The organism is Mycobacterium sp. ACS4054, from assembly GCF_001667275.1.
Classification (GTDB): domain Bacteria; phylum Actinomycetota; class Actinomycetes; order Mycobacteriales; family Mycobacteriaceae; genus Mycobacterium.
The window spans coordinates 15,812-32,518 of record NZ_LZHV01000003.1 but is presented as its reverse complement, the minus strand read 5'-3'; the positions used below and the strand labels follow the sequence as shown (position 1 = coordinate 32,518).

The window sequence follows — 16,707 nt, the reverse complement described above, 5'->3', positions numbered from 1 at the left end:
GCCGACTCAGAATCCGCCCGCGACCCGCACCACCGCCCGCCCGGTGAACTTGCCGGCGCGCACCTGATCGAGCACGTCGACCACGTCCTTGACGTCGACGTCGCTGGTGAGCGAGTCGAGATGGCGCGGCCGCAACGAATCGCCCAGCAGCGCCCACAGTTTGCGGCGCCGCCCGATCGGCATCTGCACCGAATCCATTCCCAGCAGCGCGACGCCGCGCAGGATGAACGGCATCACCGTGGTGCGCAGCGCCGGACCACCGGTCAGCCCGCTGGCGGCGACCGCCCCGCCGTAGTCGACCGCGCTGAGCACGTCGGCCAGCGTCGCACCGCCCACGCAATCCACCGCGGCCGCCCAGCGCGCCTTGGCCAACGGCCGCGGCTTGGCGTCGGGATCCTCCGGCAACCGGCCGATAACCTCCGCCGCGCCAAGCTGTTTCAGCAACCCGGCCGCCGCCTCCTTGCCGGTCGAGGCGACCACCCGATAGCCCTTGGCGGCCAGCAGGTCCACGCTGACCGAGCCGACGCCCCCGGAGGCGCCGGTGACCACGACCGACCCGGCGCCGGGCTCAACGCCCCAGTCGATCAGCGCCTGCACGCTCATCGCGGCGGTGAAGCCGGCGGTCCCGATGGCGGCACCCTCGCGCGGGGTCAACGGGCCGAGCGCGACGACCTGGTCGGCTGGCAGTCGCGCGAATTCGGCGTAGCCGCCGTGGTGGCCGGTGCCGATCTGGTAGCCGTGCGCCAGCACCTCCTCACCGACGGCGAAGTCGGGTGAACTCGACTCGACGACCTCGCCGGCCAGGTCGATGCCGGGCACCACGGGGTAGCTGCGCACCACGCCGCCGCCCGGGGTCAGCGCCAGCGCGTCCTTGTAGTTGACGCTCGAATAGAGCACCCGGATGGTGACCTCACCGGGTGGCAGGGCGGAGTGGCTCAAAGCCTCGACCGACGCGGTGATTCGGTCGCCATCTTCGCGAGCGACGAGCGCTTGAAACGTGTCCATGCAATCGACGCTAACCTCACCGTATGGATTCCTTTCCACTCGGTCGCTTTTCGGTCTCCCGGGTGGGCTTCGGCGCGATGCAGTTGCCGGGCCCCAACGTCTTCGGGCCGCCCCGGGATCGCGATGAGGCGTTGGCCGTCCTGCGCCGGGCCGTCGAACTCGGCGTCGACCACATCGACACCGCCCAGTTCTACGGACCCGACGTCGCCAACGAGCTCATCCGCGAGGCGCTCCACCCCTACCCGGAGAACCTGGCGCTGGTGAGCAAGGTCGGCGGCCGGCGCGACGACAAGGGCGCCTGGCTGCCGGTGGACGAACCCGCCGACCTACGCCGCGACATCGAGACCAACCTGCGCACCCTCGGCGTCGACCAACTGGCCGCGGTCAACCTGCGCGTCTTCGAAAGCGGCGAGCCCGATCAGCTGTTCGACGACCAGCTCTCGGTCATGATCGAAGCCCGCGACGCGGGGCTGATCGGCGGGATCGGGCTGAGCAACGTCAACCGCGATCACCTGCTGCGCGCCTTGGAGCGCACCGAAATCGCCTGTGTGCAAAACGCATTCAACCTTCTCGACCGGGAATCGGGGCCCCTGCTCGACGAGTGCACCGCCCGCGGGATCGCGTTCGTGCCGTTCTTCCCGCTCGGGGCCGCGTTCGTCCAGCCGAACCCGGTGCTCACGCACCCGCTGGTGGCCGACACGGCCGAGCGGCTCGGCCGTACGCCGGCGCAGGTCGCGCTGGCGTGGACGTTGAGCGTGGCGCCCAACGTGTTGCTGATCCCCGGCACCTCGTCGGTGCGGCACCTGGAGGAGAACATGGACGTCGCCTCGATCGAACTCGACGACCAGGTGCGCGGACGGCTGGACGCCCTCGCCGGGTAGTCACGCCGAACGTGCACTCAGGGCGGGAAATTCGCCGATTGGCCGCCGTGGTTTCACGTTCGGCGAACCGGGCCTACTTGAGCTCGGCCGACGACAGGCCCAGCAAGCGGCGGGCGACCACCAACTGCTGGATCTGCTGGGTGCCCTCGAAGATGTCCAGGATCTTGGAGTCGCGCGCCCACTTCTCCAGCATCGACTGCTCGGAATAGCCTGCGGTCCCGGCTAATTCGACCGTCTTGAGGGTGACGTCGCTGGCCATCCGGCCGGCCTTGGCCTTGCTCATCGACGCCTCTTTGGAGTTGGGGATCTTGTTGTCGGCCTGCCACGCCGCCCGCAGGGCGAGCAGGTAGGCGGCCTCCCAGTCGGCTTCCATCCGCAAAAACTCGGCCGCCGCGGCGCTCTGCACGTGCGACGGTTTGTCGTAGGAGATGTCCACGCCCGCCTCGGTGAGGATCTTGCGGATTTCCTCGAGGGCTGCTCGGGCGACGCCGATGGCCATGGCCGCCACGATCGGCCGGGTGTTGTCGAAGGTCTCCATCACACCCGAAAAGCCCTTGCCGACTTCGATTTCGGGGTTGCCGAGCAGGTTCTCCTTGGGGATGCGCACGTTGTCGAAGCGGATCGCCGCGGTGTCGGAGCCCTTGATGCCGAGCTTGCGTTCGAGCCGCTCGACCGTCACGCCGGGGTGCTCGCGCGGCACGATGAACGACTTGATGGCCGCGCGCCCCTGCGACTTGTCCAGCGTGGCCCACACCACGATGTGGGTGGCGCGCGAACCGGCGGTGACATAGATCTTCTCGCCGTTGATCACGTACTCGTCGCCGTCCAGCTTGGCGGTGGTCGACACCGCCGCCGAGTCGGAGCCGAACCCCGGCTCGGTGATGGCCATCGCCGCCCATACCTTGCCCAGGCGTTCCAGCTGTTCCTCTGTCGCGACGGCGGAGATGGCCGCGTTGCCCAGGCCCTGGTAGGGCACCGACAACATCATCGCGACGTCACCCCAGCAGGCCTCGAGGGTCTGCAGCAGCGCCGCCATGTTGGCGCCGTTGTGGTTTTGGTCCCGGTCCTTATTCTCGTCGCCCAGGTTGTCGGCGCCGGCGAATTCGATGGATTCCGAGGCGCCCGCGAACAGGTTGTAGAGCGTGTCGAGTTCGACCGGGTAGGCGTGTTCGGCGAGGTCGTACTTGCGGGCGATCGGGCGCATCAGCTCCGCGGCGCCCTGGTGGGTCTTGACGGCCACCGCTTGCAGCTTGCGGGGTAGTTCCAGATTGATTGCCATGGTTGGTCTTTCGGTAGTCCGGATGACGGCTAGATGACGACGACGCCCTCGGCCACGCCGATGGCCCGCAGATCGCGGTACCAGCGCTCGACCGGGTGCTCTTTGGTGAAGCCGTGGCCGCCGAGCAGCTGCACGCCGTCCAGGCCGATCTGCATGCCCTTGTCGGCGCCCAGCCGCTTGGCCAGCGCCGCCTCGCGGAGGAAGGGCAGGCCCTGCTCGGCGCGGGCCGCGCCACGCCAGGTGATCAAGCGCAGGCCGTCCAGCTCGATGGCAATGTTGGCGCACATGAACGCGACCGCCTGGCGATGGGCGATGGGCTCACCGAAGGCCTCGCGCTCCTTCACGTAGGGCACGACGTAGTCGAGCACCGCGTGCGAGGTGCCCACCGCCAGCGCCGCCCAGCCCAGCCGGGCCAGCGCGATCGCCTCCGAGTAGTCGGCGTCGGTGGCCTCCTCCTCGCCGAGGCGGGCGCTCAGCGGCACCGATACCCCGGAGAGCTCCACCTGGCCCAGGGCCGCCGCGCGGATGCCCATGCTCGGATCCGCTTTGACGGCAAGGCCTTTGGTCGACGACTCCACGACGAACAAAGCCGGCTTGCCGTTCAGCTGCGCGCCGATGATGAACAGTTCGGCGTCGGCAGCCGCCGGAACCAACGACTTCACGCCGTCGAGGCGGTAGCCGCTCGGGGTGCGCACCGCAGTCGTCTTCAGCATGGTGGGGTCGAACAGCGGTTGCGGCTCGGCGATGGCGACGCAGGCCTGCGGAACGTTCTCGCCGGCGAACTCGTGCAAATAGGTTGCCTGCTGGTCCGCGCTGCCCCAATGGGTTAGCGCGGCTGCCACCCCCCCGGGGGCCAGGATCGGCAGGGCCAGGCCCATGTCGCCGTAGGCGAGCGCCTCGGCCGCCAGCACGTTGGTCACGCTGGAGCGGTGGGCGGCGATGCCGTCGAAGTCCTCGGGGATGTTGATCGCGGTGATGCCCAGCTCCGCGGCTTTGGCGATCAGGTCGGCCGGGTAGGTCGCGGCCTCGTCGGCCTCGGGCGCCGCCGGCCGCAACACCTCCTCGGCGAATTCGGTGAGGGTCTCGACGATCATCTTCTGGTCGTCGTCGGGCGTCAGGTCGAAATAGTCCTTGCCGCTCGACTTCAGCCGGGTCGGTCCGCTGCGCAGGTTCTGCACGCGCTTGAACTGCCGGGAGGCGGCGGCCGCGGTGGAGAATACGGTCTTCGTGCCGTACTGCAGCCCCCGGTTGACCGGGTCGCGCAGGCGGTATTTGTCCAGGAACTCCTGGCCCATGAGCGGGGTGAGCAGCGCGATGGCGATGTCGACGCCGGTGCGCTTGTGGTGTTGTAACCCGACCGCGCTCTCGTGGTCTTTCCGTTTGCGACCGGAGCGGGCGGATTTCGAAGTCTTTGGTGAACCGGAACGACTGTCGGTCATCTGGGCGCCTCTGTTGTTGGGGCAGTGCGGATAGGCCTATCTTACTCCGGAGTAAGATCACAGAGAACACTTGTTAACTAATTCACAGCGCCGGTATCCAGGCTGCGCAGAACGTGGGCATGCAGCGGCCCGTTCGTCGCCACGGCGCTGCCGCGGTGCGGTCCCGGCACGCCGTCCAGGCCGGTCATCGTCCCGCCCGCCTCGCGGACCAGGATGTCGAGCGCGGCCAGGTCCCAGACCGAGACCTCGGGTTCGGCGGCGATGTCGACGGCCCCCTCGGCCACCAGGCAATAGGAGAGGAAGTCGCCGAAGGCGCGTACCCGCCAGACGGCGTCGGTCAGCGCGATGAAGCGGTCCCGCAGACCGCGGTCCGCCCAGCCGGACAGGCTGGAGAACGACAGACTGGCCGAATCCAGTTGCGCCACTGAGGAAACCGATAGCCGCCGCGGCGCCGCGCCGTCGACGCCGACGAAGGCGCCCTGGCCGCGCGCCCCCCACCAACGCCGCCGCAGCGCGGGGGCGCTGACGACGCCCACGGTGGGCACACCGTCTTCGAGCAGCGCGATCAAGCTGGCCCACACCGGCACGCCCCGCACGAAGTTCTTCGTGCCGTCGATGGGGTCGATGATCCACTGCCGTCCGGTGAAAGCGGTGGTCCCGCCGAACTCCTCGCCGACGACGCTGTCGTCCGGCCGTTCACGGCCCAGCGCCTCGCGCAGCTCGGTCTCCACCCCGCGATCGGCGTCGGTGACCGGGGTCAGGTCGGGTTTGGTGTCAACGCGCAGGTCGAGGGCGCCGAAGCGGGCCGACGTCAGCGCGTCCGCGCGGTCGGCCAGCGCCAGCGCCAATGTCACATCGTCCCGACTCATGACGCAGTCCTATCACGGCTCTACCATGGCGGCGTGTGGGAATTCGGAGTCCTGATCCTGCTGCTGGCCGTGTTGGCGGTCGCCCTCGCCCAGCGGTTCGGGCCGCGCGGCCCCCGCGGCGAGCTGCTGAACGGCACGCTGCTGGTGACCGGCGTCAGCCCGCGGCCCGAGGCCACCGGTGAGCAGTTCGTCACCATCGCCGGCGTGATCAACGGGCCCACCGTCAGTGAGCACGCGGTGTATCAGCGCATGGCGGTCGATGCCGACAACTGGCCGACCATGGGCCAGTTGTTCCCGGTGGTGTATTCGCCGAAGAATCCGGACAACTGGAGGTTCGCGCCGTCCGAGCCGCCGCCGGTCTAGCGCCGGTCAGCCGGCCGCGGGCGGGCGTGCCATCACCGTGATCCGCACGCCGTAGCGCGGCACCACCATCGCCGCCCGCGAGACTCTCATCCCCGGTAGCCCGGGCACCCCGGCCGTCGTCGTTCGCGCCAGCGCCTCGGTCGTCGGCGCGGCGGACAATCCACCGACCGGCAACTGGACGCCGGGGTTGCCGGTCGCGGACGCCCAGCCGGCGGGCACCGACATCGCTCCGATCCTTCCGGCGCTGGCGAGTACCGCCCGAAGGCCGCCCCCCGGGCCCGACGCGGCACCGCTCAGCGCGGGCGCGGCGGGCACCGCGGCCGGAGCCGCCCCGAGGTTCGGCAAAATGCCTAAGTTCTTGTCGGCCTGGATGATTCCCGCGGGAAACCCTTCCGAATTCAAAAGCGCGTTGAACGTGGTCTGGACGCCCTGGATGGTGTCGAGTATCCGGAAAAGTTGCGACGACGGGCCGGGCGCCGCGGGGGTCACCACCTGCGAGCCCGTGCCTGAGTTCGAGGCGCCGGCGGTGGCTTGCGCGACGGCCGCCTGCTGGGCGGGCACCCCACCCGGGTCGGTCGTCTGCCGTGGGGAGGAGAACGGCGAAAACTGCACCGCGGCAGCCGAACTGGCGCAGTAGCTGTACATCGCGGCGGCATCCTGAGCCCAATACTCGGCGTATTGCGCCTCGGTGGCGGCGATCGCGGCGGTGTTCTGGCCGAAGAAGTTCGTCGCTATCAGCATTGCCAATTGGCTGCGGTTGGCCGCGATCGCGGGTGGCGGCACCGTCATGGCATGCGCCAGCTCGTAAGCCGCCGCGGCCGCCCGGGCGTGCGTCGCCGCCTGCTGGGCCCGTTCGGCGGTGGAATGCAGCCAAGCCACATGGGGCGCCGCGCTGGCCGCCATGGCCTGGGAGGCGGGCCCGTACCAGTGCAACCCCGTCAGCCCGGACAGCACCGACTCGTAGACGGCGGCCGTGATGCTCAACTCCGCCGACAGCGAGTCCCAGCTCCCGGCGGCGGCCAGCAACGAGCCGGACCCCGGGCCGGCGTACATCCGGCCGGAGTTCACCTCCGGTGGCAGAAGGCCGAAATCCATTGTGTTACAGCCCTATGAGCGAGTACAACGAAACTGCCTGCGGCGAACGGTTCGTGCTATGTCCGACGGCAGTTGGCGGATTGGCGGCACGTCACCCGGCGGCCGGCGGGCGGGGGATCACGGTGAGCCGCATCCCGTAGCGGGGCGGTGCGCCGACGCCGACGGAGCGCGAGGCGCCGCTGCCCGGCATGCCCGGATAGCCGGGGTACCCGGACGCCACCGGCTCCTCGGTCCCGGGCAGCGTGGTGAAGCCGGCGGGCGATAGCGGCGATATATGGGTGCTCGTCGGTGCCGACCAGCTTGCGGGCACCGACATCGGCCCGATCGAGCCGGCGTGCGAGAGCGTCGCGGTGATGTTGCCCAGGCCCCCGCCCAGGCCCGCCGTCGCGCCGCGAAACGCGGGCGCCGCGATGGCGGGGGCGAGATTGGCGGCCGCCGCCCCGGGCTTGGCGAGGATGCCCAGATTGTTCTCGGCCCCAATGATTCCCGATACGAACTGCTCCATGTTGTAGGGAGCGCTGAAGCCGACGCCCGTGCCCTGAATGAGGTCGAGGACCCGGAAGGCGTTGTTATTGTTGGCGGCAGCCAGCGGAGCAGCGCCGACTCCCGACTGCGGGTTCGGCGCCGAAAGCTGGCTGGCTTGCGGTGAGAACGACTGCGCCACAGCCTTGTTGGCGGCCGTCCTGGCGCTGGCCGTGGCCACCGCGGCGTTCTGGGCGCCAACCCCGGACTCGTTGGTGGATTTGTTCGCGGCGGTGAACTTCGGCAACCGCGTCGCCGCCGCCGAGGAGGCGGCGTAACCGGACATCGCGGCGGTGTCCTGAGCCCAGAAATCGGCGTATTGCGCCTCGACGGCCGCGATGGCCGCGGTGTTCTGGCCGACGATGTTCGTCGCCACCAGCGACGCCAGCAGGGTGCGGTTGGCGGCGACCACCGGGGGCGGCACCGTCATCGCGTACGCCTGCTCGTACGCCGCCACGGCCGTTCGCGCCTGCATGGCGGTTTGTTGCGTCTGCTCGGCGGTCGCCTGCAACCACGCCAGGTAGCGGGCGGCCGCGAACGCCATCGCGTCAGCCGCCGAGCCGCGCCACTGCAGGCCCAGGCTCAAGAGCACCGATTCGTACGACGCGGCGGTGGAGGCCAGCTCGGCCGACAACGCGTCCCAGCTTCCCGCGGAGGCCAGCAACGAGGCCGGCCCGGGCCCGGCGTACATCCGGGCGGAGTTGATTTCCGGTGGAAGAAAAGCCCAATCCATGATGTCCCATCCCTGTGAAGGCAAACGTGAATAACGCCGGGGCTGAACGCATCGGCGTTGGTTGGCAAAAATCTGTTGGCCGCTTCCACACCGCTTTGCCGGTCGGCAAAGCTCACCCCGGGTGACTGGGCGGCCGAGCGCGAGCGCTCACGTGCTGTCTAGCGGGCAGCGTGGCGCTTATCGAGTTGGCGGACCGTGCGCACAGGGCATCGCAATGGATCCTTCGATGGTCGGGCAATTCAAAGGTCGCAGGCGTGGACGGCGCTTGCGGGGTTTTGCGGCTATTCCGGCGGCAGCCAGACAGAATTAAGGCGTAGTTTGCCGTTAGTTCATCTTTTGTTAACCGGGCCCGCGTGCCCCGATGCCGGCAGGAAAACACGAAACCCGCTGCGGGACTTGCCAATCCGCCGCCGCGCGGGCGCCTGCGGCGCGCGTTGTTGGGCACGTGTCAAGCAGCACGCAGGGGCGCTCAGCCGTGGCTGATCCGCAGCAGCTCTTCCAGGTTGGGCAGCTTCACCCGCGGCCGCCCGTGCGGCTCACCGGCGGCCCGCTCGTGGCGGTCGATGATCTCCCAGTGCTCGGAGGTGACCAGCTTGGGCTGGCGTGCGGCCAGCCAGTCGGCCAGTTGGGCGGCGTGGTCGTCGGGGAAATCCGCCAACTCGCCCTTCGCGCGCTCCAAGTCGGCCAGCACGGTGTCGACGGTCTCCTGGGAGTCCTTCTTGTTCGTGCCGATGACGCCGGTCGGCCCGCGCTTGATCCATCCGGCGACGTATTCGTTGCGGCTGCCCTCCACCCGGCCGGCGGTGTTCGGGATGGTCGCGGTCTTCTCGTCGAACGGCAGCCCCGGCGTTGGCATGCCGCGGTAGCCGACCGACCGCACGACGAGCTGAACCGGCAGCTCCTCGCGCTCGCCGGTGTCCTTGGCCGACACCCGGCCGCTCTCGTCGGTGACAAGCTCGTTGCGGCCCAGCACGATGCTCTCCACCTTGCCGTCGCCCTTGATCTCGATGGGAGAGGTCATGAACCGGAACACGATTCGACGGTGGTTGGGCCTCGGGGCACGCCCGGCGTAACCGCGCAACACCTTGATGTTCAGCTTCGTCGTCTTGTCCGCGGCGGCCTCGTCCTCCTCGGTGATGCCCTCCAGCTGCGCCGGATCGACGATCACGTCGACGCCTTCCAGATCCGCCAGCTCGCGCAATTCCAGTGTGGTGAACGCCGTCTGCAGCGGCCCCCGCCGCCCGATGATCACCACTTCCTCCACGCCACACGGCCGCAGCGAGTCCAGGGCATGGTCGGCGATATCGGTGCGTGCGAGCACATCGGGATCGGTCACCAGGATGCGGGCGACGTCGAGGGCGACGTTGCCGTTGCCGACGACGACCGCGCGGGCGCCGGACAAATCGGGGCCGGGTTCTTGGAAATGCGGGTGCGCGTTGTACCAGCCCACGAATTCGACGGCGGCCATGCTGCCGGGCAGGTCCTCGCCGGGAATCTTCAACGACCGGTCGGATTGCGCCCCGATGGCGTAGATCACCGCGTCATAGCGGTCACACAGCTCACCGGGATGCACGTGTTCACCGACCACCACGTTGCCGAAGAAGCGGAAGCGGGGATCTTCGGCGGTCTTTTCGAACTGCTTGCTGATCGACTTGATCTTGGGGTGGTCGGGCGCGACGCCGGAGCGCACCAGCCCCCACGGGGTGGGCAGCATTTCCAGCATGTCGACGGCGACGTCGAGACCTTCGGCCGCATCGGCGGCCTTGAGCAGGGATGAAGCGGCGAAGAATCCCGACGGTCCGGAGCCGACGATTGCAACGTGGTAGGGGCGCATACTCGACCTTCTATTCGTGCCCGGTTAGCGCGCGGGGGGCTGCGGGCGCGCGGCGCGGGGTGCACATGACCGTGACTCGATGCTAAACGCATGACCGCTGGTCGTGGCCCGAGCACTCGCCGGGAGCCGGGGTCCCCGGTGGGTCCCGGTAACGTGGTCCGCTGTGGAACCCGACCGTCAAGCCGATATCGCCGCCCTTGACTCCACCCTGACCACGGTGGAGCGGGTGCTCGACGTTGACGGTTTGCGCAGCCGGATCGAGAAGCTCGAACACGAGGCGTCGGATCCCAAATTGTGGGATGACCAGAGCAACGCGCAGCGGGTGACCAGCCAGTTGTCCCACGCCCAGGGCGAGCTGCGTCGCATCGAAGAGCTGCGGCAGCGGCTCGACGACCTTCCCGTCCTGTACGAGCTGGCGGCCGAGTTGGGGGCCGCCCACGCGCTGGCCGAGGCGGACGCCGAGCTGAAGGCGCTGCGCGCGGATATAGAGGCCACCGAGGTGCGCACGCTGCTCTCGGGTGAGTACGACGAGCGCGAGGCGTTGGTCACCATCCGCTCCGGCGCAGGCGGGGTGGACGCCGCCGACTGGGCCGAGATGCTGATGCGCATGTATATGCGGTGGGCCGAGCAACACAAGTATCCCGTCGAGGTGTTCGACACCTCCTACGCCGAAGAGGCGGGCATCAAGAGCGCGACGTTCGCGGTGCACGCCCCGTTCGCGTACGGCACGTTGTCGGTCGAGCAGGGCACCCATCGGCTGGTGCGGATCAGCCCATTCGACAACCAAAGCCGACGTCAGACGTCGTTCGCCGAAGTCGAGGTTCTTCCTGTGGTGGAGACCACCGATCACATCGACATACCGGAAGGCGATGTGCGCGTTGACGTTTACCGTTCCAGCGGCCCGGGCGGGCAGTCGGTGAACACCACCGACTCGGCGGTTCGTTTAACCCACATCCCAACGGGTATCGTCGTGACTTGCCAGAACGAAAAATCGCAACTGCAGAACAAGATCTCAGCGATGCGCGTGCTTCAGGCAAAGTTGTTGGAGCGCAAGCGTTCCGAAGAACGCGCGGAGCTGGACGCGTTGAAAGGCGAAGGCGGCAGTTCGTGGGGCAACCAGATGCGCTCCTACGTCCTGCATCCCTATCAGATGGTCAAGGACCTGCGGACCGAGTACGAGGTCGGCAATCCGGCGGCCGTCCTGGATGGGGACATCGACGGGTTCCTGGAAGCGGGAATCCGCTGGCGCAACCGAAAAGATGACGACTAACACAACTCTTCAGGCCACGACCGCCTCGGTGCAGGCGCTCGGTTGGCACGAATTTTGGCGTGGCCAGATCGGTCAATGGATCATCACGCGCGGTCTGCGGATCGTCATGGTGCTGATCGTGGCGGTGCTGGCGGCCCGATTCGTCAACTGGGTGGCTCAACAGGTGACCCGTCAACTCAACCTGGGCTTCGCCGAGAGCGACGCGCTGGTGCGCTCGGAAGCCACCAAGCACCGTCAGGCGATGGCCTCGGTGATCTCCTGGGTGTCGGTGGTCCTCATCGGCATCTGGGTGATGATGCAGATCGCCAGCGTGCTGCAGTTTTCGGTCGGGGGACTGGTCGCGCCGGCCACCGTGGTCGGCGCCGCCCTGGGTTTCGGCGCGCAGCAGCTGGTGCGGGACCTGCTCTCGGGGTTCTTCATCCTCGCCGAGCGCCAGTACGGCTTCGGTGATCTGGTCACCCTCACCGTCGTCTCCTCGACGGAGGCCAGCGGCACGGTCGAGAACGTGACGTTGCGGGTGACGCGACTGCGCTCACCGGACGGCGAGGTGTTGACCATTCCGAACGGGCAGATCGTCAAGGTGGTCAATCTGTCCAAGGACTGGGCCCGCGCGGTGGTCGACATCCCGGTGTCCACCAGCGCGGACCTGAACCGGGTCAACGAGGTCTTGCACCAGGAGTGCGACCGCGCGATGGACAACCCGGGGCTGGGGGAACTGCTGTTGGATGCGCCCACTGTGATGGGTGTGGAGAGCATCGAGGTCGACACCGTCACCCTTCGCCTGGTGGCCCGCACGCTGCCCGGCAAGCAGTTCGAGGCCGGGCGGCAGCTGCGCGTCCTGGTCATCCGAGCGCTGGCCCGCGTCGGCATCGTGACGTCGGCGGACGCGACCGTGGGCCTGGTCGAGGACCCGTCCGTGCCGGCCGCCCAGGCCGCCGAGGGGGTAGCCGGCGATGACGTCCAAGGTGCGGTGCAGAAGCGTTGAAATTGACCCTGAGCGTCTTCGAGAAACGCAGCGAAGACACCGAACATCGCTGGCCGAAATACATGTTCGGCGGGCGGGTCCGCACGTCCACCCTGGTACTGATCATCGCCTTTTTCGCGGTGTGGTGGGTCTACGACACGTACCGCCCCGAAGCGGCGCCCAAGCCGCCGGCGCAGCAAGTGGTGCCGCCGGGCTTCGTGCCCGACCCCAACTACACCTGGGTGCCCCGCAGCCGCGTGCAGGAGCCGCCGGCCACCACGCACCCGCCGACCCCGACGAGCACGCCGCCGCCCCCGCCCCCGCCACCGCCGGTGACGACGACCACCACGACGCCGCCGTTGCAGCTCCCGCAGCTGCCCTGCCTGCTGCCGGCGCCCTTCTGTCCGCCCAGCACAAGCCCGCCCACACCGCCGCCCCCGCTCCCGCAGCCGGGGCCCGGACCGGCGCCCAGTTCGCCGCTGCCAGCCAGTTGACTTGGCTTGCCAGCGAAAATCACGGCTACACTGGCGTGCCGTGATGATCACCCTCGACCATGTCAGCAAGAAGTACAAAGCGTCGGCGCGTCCGGCGTTGGAGGACGTCAGCGTCAAAATCGACAAGGGTGAATTCGTCTTCCTGATCGGCCCGTCGGGCTCCGGTAAGTCGACGTTCATGCGGCTGCTGCTCGGCGAGGAGAACCCGACCTCCGGCGACATCCGGGTGTCGAAGTTTCACGTCAACAAGCTGCGCGGGCGTCACGTCCCGAAGCTGCGCCAGGTGATCGGGACCGTCTTTCAGGACTTCCGGCTGCTGCAGCAGAAGACCGTGTACGAGAACGTCGCGTTCGCGCTGGAGGTGATCGGTCGGCGGACCGACGCGATCAACCGGGTGGTGCCCGAGGTGCTGGAAACCGTCGGCCTGTCCGGCAAGGCCAACCGGCTGCCGCACGAGTTGTCCGGTGGCGAGCAGCAACGCGTGGCGATCGCCCGCGCCTACGTGAACCGGCCCCTGGTTCTCTTGGCCGACGAGCCGACTGGCAATCTCGACCCAGACACCAGTAAGGACATCATGGATTTGTTGGAGCGGATCAACCGCACGGGGACGACGGTGCTGATGGCGACGCATGACCACCACATCGTCGACTCGATGCGTCAGCGCGTCGTGGAGCTGTCCTTGGGGCGGCTGGTTCGCGACGAGCAGCGCGGCATCTATGGGATGGACCGCTAAGTGCGCTTTGGCTTCCTGTTCAACGAGGTCCTGACCGGCCTTCGTCGCAACGTCACGATGACGGCCGCGATGATCCTGACCACGGCGATCTCCATCGGGCTGTTCGGCGGTGGCCTGCTGGTGGTCCGGTTGGCCGACAACTCGCGCGAGATCTACCTCGATCGCGTCGAGACGCAGGTGTTCCTCACCGACGACATCTCCGCCAACGACGCGACCTGCGCGTCGGGTCCGTGTAAAGCGCTGCGGGACAAGATCGATGCGCGCCAAGACGTCAAGTCGGTGCGCTTCGTCAACCGGCAGGACGCGTACAACGACGCGATCAAGAAGTTCCCGGAGTTCAAAGACGTCGCGGGCAAGGAATCGTTTCCCGCGTCGTTCATCGTCAAGCTGAACAACCCCGAACAGCACGCGGAGTTCGACGCCGCGATGCAGGGCCAGCCCGGCGTGCGCAGCATCCTCAACGAAAAGGATTTGATCGACCGGCTATTCGCGGTCCTCGACGGGCTGCGTAACGCCGCGTTCGCCGTCGCCCTGGTGCAGGCCGTCGGCGCAATTCTGCTGATTGCCAACATGGTCCAGGTCGCCGCCTATACGCGACGCACCGAGATCGGGATCATGCGGCTGGTCGGCGCCAGCCGCTGGTACACCCAGCTGCCCTTCCTGCTGGAGGCGATGCTGGCCGCGACCATCGGTGTGGCCATCGCGGTGGTCGGCTTGGTTCTGGTGCGGGCGTGGTTCCTGGACAACGCGCTGAGCCAGTTCTACCAAGCACATTTGATCGCCAAGGTCGACTACGCCGACATCCTCTACATCTCGCCGTGGCTGTTCCTGCTCGGCGTGTCGATGGCCGGCCTAACCTCCTACGCCACGCTGCGCCTCTACATCCGGCGGTAGCTATGGCGAAAGATCCCGGCCGGGGGAAGGCGGCGGGCGACAAGCGCGGCAGCAAACGAATCGTCGCCACCAATCGCAAAGCGCGGCACAACTATTCAATTCTCGAAGAGTTCGAGGCCGGGGTGGCGTTACAGGGCACCGAGGTGAAGAGTCTGCGCGAGGGCAATGCGTCGCTGGCCGACGCTTTCGCAACCGTCGACGACGGCGAAGTGTGGTTGCGCAACTTGTACATTCCGGAGTATCAGCACGGTAGCTGGACCAACCATGAGCCACGTCGCAATCGAAAGTTGTTGTTACATAGGCAACAAATCGACCGCCTGGTGGGAAAGATACGAGATGGTAACCTCGCCCTCGTGCCGATGTCTCTGTATTTCTCCGAGGGGAAGGTCAAGGTCGAGCTCGCGTTAGCGCGCGGCAAGCGAGCGCACGACAAACGACAGGACATGGCCCGGCGCGATGCCCAGCGCGAAGTGGTCCGTGAATTGGGTCGCCGAGCCAAGGGCATGAACTGATCGGGGCGGCTTACGCCCAGCTGTCGGCCGTTACGTACGGTGTCAGCGACTTCGTGGGCGGTGTGGCAGCTCGACGGGTAGCGGCGCTGCGCGTGATGCTGGTGGTCTATCCGATCGAGACGTTCTTGTTGGCGGCGATGGCCCTCGCCGTGGGCGGCCCGATTTCGCGCGGCGCCATCTTCTGGGGCGCCCTCTACGGCGTCGGGATGGCGGTCGGCATGTGGGCCTTCTTCGCGGCGCTGGGCGCCGGGCCCATCTCGGTGGTGTCACCGTTGGCGGCCGTCCTCAACGCCGCCGTGCCGGTGGCGGTCGGGGTGGCGCTGGGGGAGCGGCCGGGGCCGGGGGCGTCGGTGGGCGTCGTATTGGCGCTCGTCGCCGTCATGCTGGTGAGCCGCGAGGCGACCGCCCAAGGGGTCACGCCGTATCGCTTCACCCCCAAGGTGGCGTGGCTCACGCTGCTGGCCGGCTCGGCGATGGGGCTGAATCTGGTGTTTCTGCATCAGGCGCCGCACGCGTGCAAGCTGTGGCCCCTGGTCTTCGCCCGGCTCTCGGCCACCGTGGTGATCTTCGTGATGGCCGCGGCCAGCGACAACCTGCGCGCCCCGCGCGGCAAGCCGATGAAGCTGGCCTGGGCCGTCGCACTGCTGGACATCTGCGCCAACGTGACCATGCTGCTGGCGCTGCACACGTGGTTGCTCTCGCTGGCCAGCATCCTGATCTCGCTATACCCGGCGGCCACCGTGGTGCTGGCCATGATCGTGCTGCGCGAGCGGCTGACCCGCTGGCAGGGGTTCGGCATGGTGATGGCCATGGGGTCGGTGGCCATGATCGCCGCCAGCTGAGGCTGCGCCTGTCGATTCGGCGTCCGATCGGCCTACTATCCGGTAATGGCCGATCGCCCCGTCACCAAGCTCGACAAGTCCGAGGTACTCGCCGGTCTGTTCGCGGTGTGGGACGACATCGCCGCGCTGCTGGGCGGGTTGCCGGAAGCCGAATGGCAGGCGGCCAGCCCGCTGCCGGGCTGGGACGTCAAGGCGCTGGTAGCGCACATGATCGGTACCGAATCCTTCCTCGCCGGCGTCCCCGCGCCCCAGCCGGACATCGACGTCTCGACCCTCGACCATGTCCGCAACGACATCGGCGTGATGAACGAGTGCTGGGTCCGCTACCTCAGCGCCGAAGCCGGCGCGGATGTCATCAAGCGGTTCAAGGACATCACCGACGAGCGGCGCAAGGCGCTGACGGAGATGTCCGCGCAGGACTGGGACGCGGCGACGTTGACGCCGGTCGGCCCGGAGAGCTACGGGCGGTTCATGCGCGTCCGGGTGTTCGACTGCTGGATGCACGAGCAGGACATCCGCGAGGCGCTGCGGTGGCCGCCGTCCGACGATCAGCTGGTCGGGCCCGCGGCGGAGCTCTCCCTCGACGAGATCGAAGCCACGATGGGCTACGTGGTCGGCAAGCGCGCCAAAGCGCCCGAGGGTTCCCGGGTGCTGTTCGATCTGACCGGGCCGCTGTCGCGCAGCATCCGCGTCGCCGTCGACGGGCGGGCCCAAGTGGTCGACGACTTCGGTGGTCAGGAGCCGACGGTGACCATCCGGCTGGACGGGCTGCAGTTCACCAGGCTCGCGGGCGGGCGGCCGATGTGCCCCACCCGCGCGCAGAGCGTTGAGCTGGGCGGTAACGAGGACGTCGCCGCCCAGGTCGTCGAGCACCTCAATTTCGTGATCTGATCGCAGCGCCGGAGCGGAAGATAACGTCGTTGCCGCGCGTTGATAGCGGCGTACCATGGATTGTCCTGCCGAAAGTCGGCGGGGATG

The 16,707-nt window shown here is 68.1% G+C and carries 17 protein-coding genes; 10 read left to right on the top strand and 7 right to left on the bottom strand.

What is annotated here, in order from left to right; genetic code table 11:
• Nucleotides 1-6: 6 nt before the first annotated feature.
• The gene (locus A5730_RS00165; RefSeq protein WP_067893960.1) at nucleotides 7-1,005 is read right to left on the bottom strand and encodes an acryloyl-CoA reductase; all 999 of its coding nucleotides are present in this window, start codon (nucleotides 1,003-1,005) and stop codon (nucleotides 7-9) included.
• Between the two features lie 23 nt (nucleotides 1,006-1,028).
• Here A5730_RS00165 and A5730_RS00160 point away from each other — a divergent pair, with 23 nt between their 5' ends.
• A complete protein-coding gene (locus A5730_RS00160) occupies nucleotides 1,029-1,886 on the top strand; it encodes an oxidoreductase (protein WP_067893957.1) in 858 nt (285 codons plus the stop codon).
• A 73-nt stretch (nucleotides 1,887-1,959) separates the two neighbouring features.
• Here A5730_RS00160 and A5730_RS00155 read toward each other — a convergent pair whose 3' ends face one another.
• From A5730_RS00155 to hisN, 3 genes are all read right to left on the bottom strand, one after another.
• Nucleotides 1,960-3,165 (bottom strand): acyl-CoA dehydrogenase family protein, encoded by a 1,206-nt coding sequence (locus A5730_RS00155; protein WP_067271363.1) that lies wholly within the window; start codon nucleotides 3,163-3,165, stop codon nucleotides 1,960-1,962.
• Between the two features lie 29 nt (nucleotides 3,166-3,194).
• Nucleotides 3,195-4,604: an acyl-CoA dehydrogenase family protein gene (locus A5730_RS00150; protein ID WP_067893954.1), complete on the bottom strand. Its 1,410-nt coding sequence runs from the start codon at nucleotides 4,602-4,604 to the stop codon at nucleotides 3,195-3,197.
• A gap of 77 nt (nucleotides 4,605-4,681) precedes the next feature.
• The gene (gene hisN / locus A5730_RS00145; RefSeq protein WP_067893951.1) at nucleotides 4,682-5,473 is read right to left on the bottom strand and encodes a histidinol-phosphatase; all 792 of its coding nucleotides are present in this window, start codon (nucleotides 5,471-5,473) and stop codon (nucleotides 4,682-4,684) included.
• A 33-nt stretch (nucleotides 5,474-5,506) separates the two neighbouring features.
• Here hisN and A5730_RS00140 point away from each other — a divergent pair, with 33 nt between their 5' ends.
• Nucleotides 5,507-5,836 carry a hypothetical protein gene (locus A5730_RS00140; RefSeq protein WP_067893948.1) on the top strand — a complete coding sequence of 110 codons (330 nt, stop codon included), beginning with the start codon at nucleotides 5,507-5,509 and terminating at the stop codon, nucleotides 5,834-5,836.
• Between the two features lie 6 nt (nucleotides 5,837-5,842).
• Here A5730_RS00140 and A5730_RS00135 read toward each other — a convergent pair whose 3' ends face one another.
• The 3 genes from A5730_RS00135 to A5730_RS00125 all read right to left on the bottom strand — a co-directional run bounded on the left by A5730_RS00135 (nucleotide 5,843) and on the right by A5730_RS00125 (nucleotide 10,020).
• The gene (locus tag A5730_RS00135) at nucleotides 5,843-6,931 is read right to left on the bottom strand and encodes a PPE family protein (protein ID WP_067893945.1); all 1,089 of its coding nucleotides are present in this window, start codon (nucleotides 6,929-6,931) and stop codon (nucleotides 5,843-5,845) included.
• 91 nt (nucleotides 6,932-7,022) lie between these two features.
• On the bottom strand, nucleotides 7,023-8,186 hold the full coding sequence (locus A5730_RS00130; RefSeq protein WP_067893941.1) for a PPE family protein: 1,164 nt from the start codon (nucleotides 8,184-8,186) through the stop codon (nucleotides 7,023-7,025).
• Nucleotides 8,187-8,655: 469 nt separating this feature from the next.
• Nucleotides 8,656-10,020, bottom strand: a complete 1,365-nt coding sequence (locus A5730_RS00125) for an FAD-dependent oxidoreductase (RefSeq protein WP_067893938.1) — start codon at nucleotides 10,018-10,020, stop codon at nucleotides 8,656-8,658.
• Nucleotides 10,021-10,183: 163 nt separating this feature from the next.
• Here A5730_RS00125 and prfB point away from each other — a divergent pair, with 163 nt between their 5' ends.
• The 8 genes from prfB to A5730_RS00085 are packed head-to-tail and all read left to right on the top strand — an operon-like array spanning nucleotide 10,184 to nucleotide 16,620.
• Entirely contained in the window at nucleotides 10,184-11,290 is a 1,107-nt protein-coding gene (prfB, locus tag A5730_RS00120) for a peptide chain release factor 2 (protein WP_067893936.1), read from the top strand.
• Nucleotides 11,280-12,275, top strand: coding sequence for a mechanosensitive ion channel family protein (locus A5730_RS00115; protein ID WP_067893932.1), 996 nt, complete (start codon nucleotides 11,280-11,282; stop codon nucleotides 12,273-12,275). Before prfB ends, A5730_RS00115 begins: the two co-directional genes overlap by 11 nt.
• A complete protein-coding gene (locus tag A5730_RS00110) occupies nucleotides 12,272-12,748 on the top strand; it encodes a hypothetical protein (protein WP_067893930.1) in 477 nt (158 codons plus the stop codon). The genes A5730_RS00115 and A5730_RS00110 overlap by 4 nt, the downstream gene beginning before the upstream one ends.
• A 43-nt stretch (nucleotides 12,749-12,791) precedes the next feature.
• Nucleotides 12,792-13,481: a cell division ATP-binding protein FtsE gene (gene ftsE, locus A5730_RS00105; protein WP_055403053.1), complete on the top strand. Its 690-nt coding sequence runs from the start codon at nucleotides 12,792-12,794 to the stop codon at nucleotides 13,479-13,481.
• Complete coding sequence (gene ftsX, locus A5730_RS00100) at nucleotides 13,482-14,375, top strand: permease-like cell division protein FtsX (protein WP_067893927.1); 894 nt, start codon at nucleotides 13,482-13,484, stop codon at nucleotides 14,373-14,375.
• 2 nt (nucleotides 14,376-14,377) lie between these two features.
• The gene (gene smpB / locus A5730_RS00095) at nucleotides 14,378-14,887 is read left to right on the top strand and encodes an SsrA-binding protein SmpB (protein WP_067893924.1); all 510 of its coding nucleotides are present in this window, start codon (nucleotides 14,378-14,380) and stop codon (nucleotides 14,885-14,887) included.
• Entirely contained in the window at nucleotides 14,884-15,729 is an 846-nt protein-coding gene (locus A5730_RS00090) for an EamA family transporter (RefSeq protein WP_156669607.1), read from the top strand. Before smpB ends, A5730_RS00090 begins: the two co-directional genes overlap by 4 nt.
• 45 nt (nucleotides 15,730-15,774) lie before the next feature.
• A complete protein-coding gene (locus A5730_RS00085) occupies nucleotides 15,775-16,620 on the top strand; it encodes a maleylpyruvate isomerase family mycothiol-dependent enzyme (RefSeq protein WP_067893921.1) in 846 nt (281 codons plus the stop codon).
• Nucleotides 16,621-16,707 lie beyond the last annotated feature (87 nt).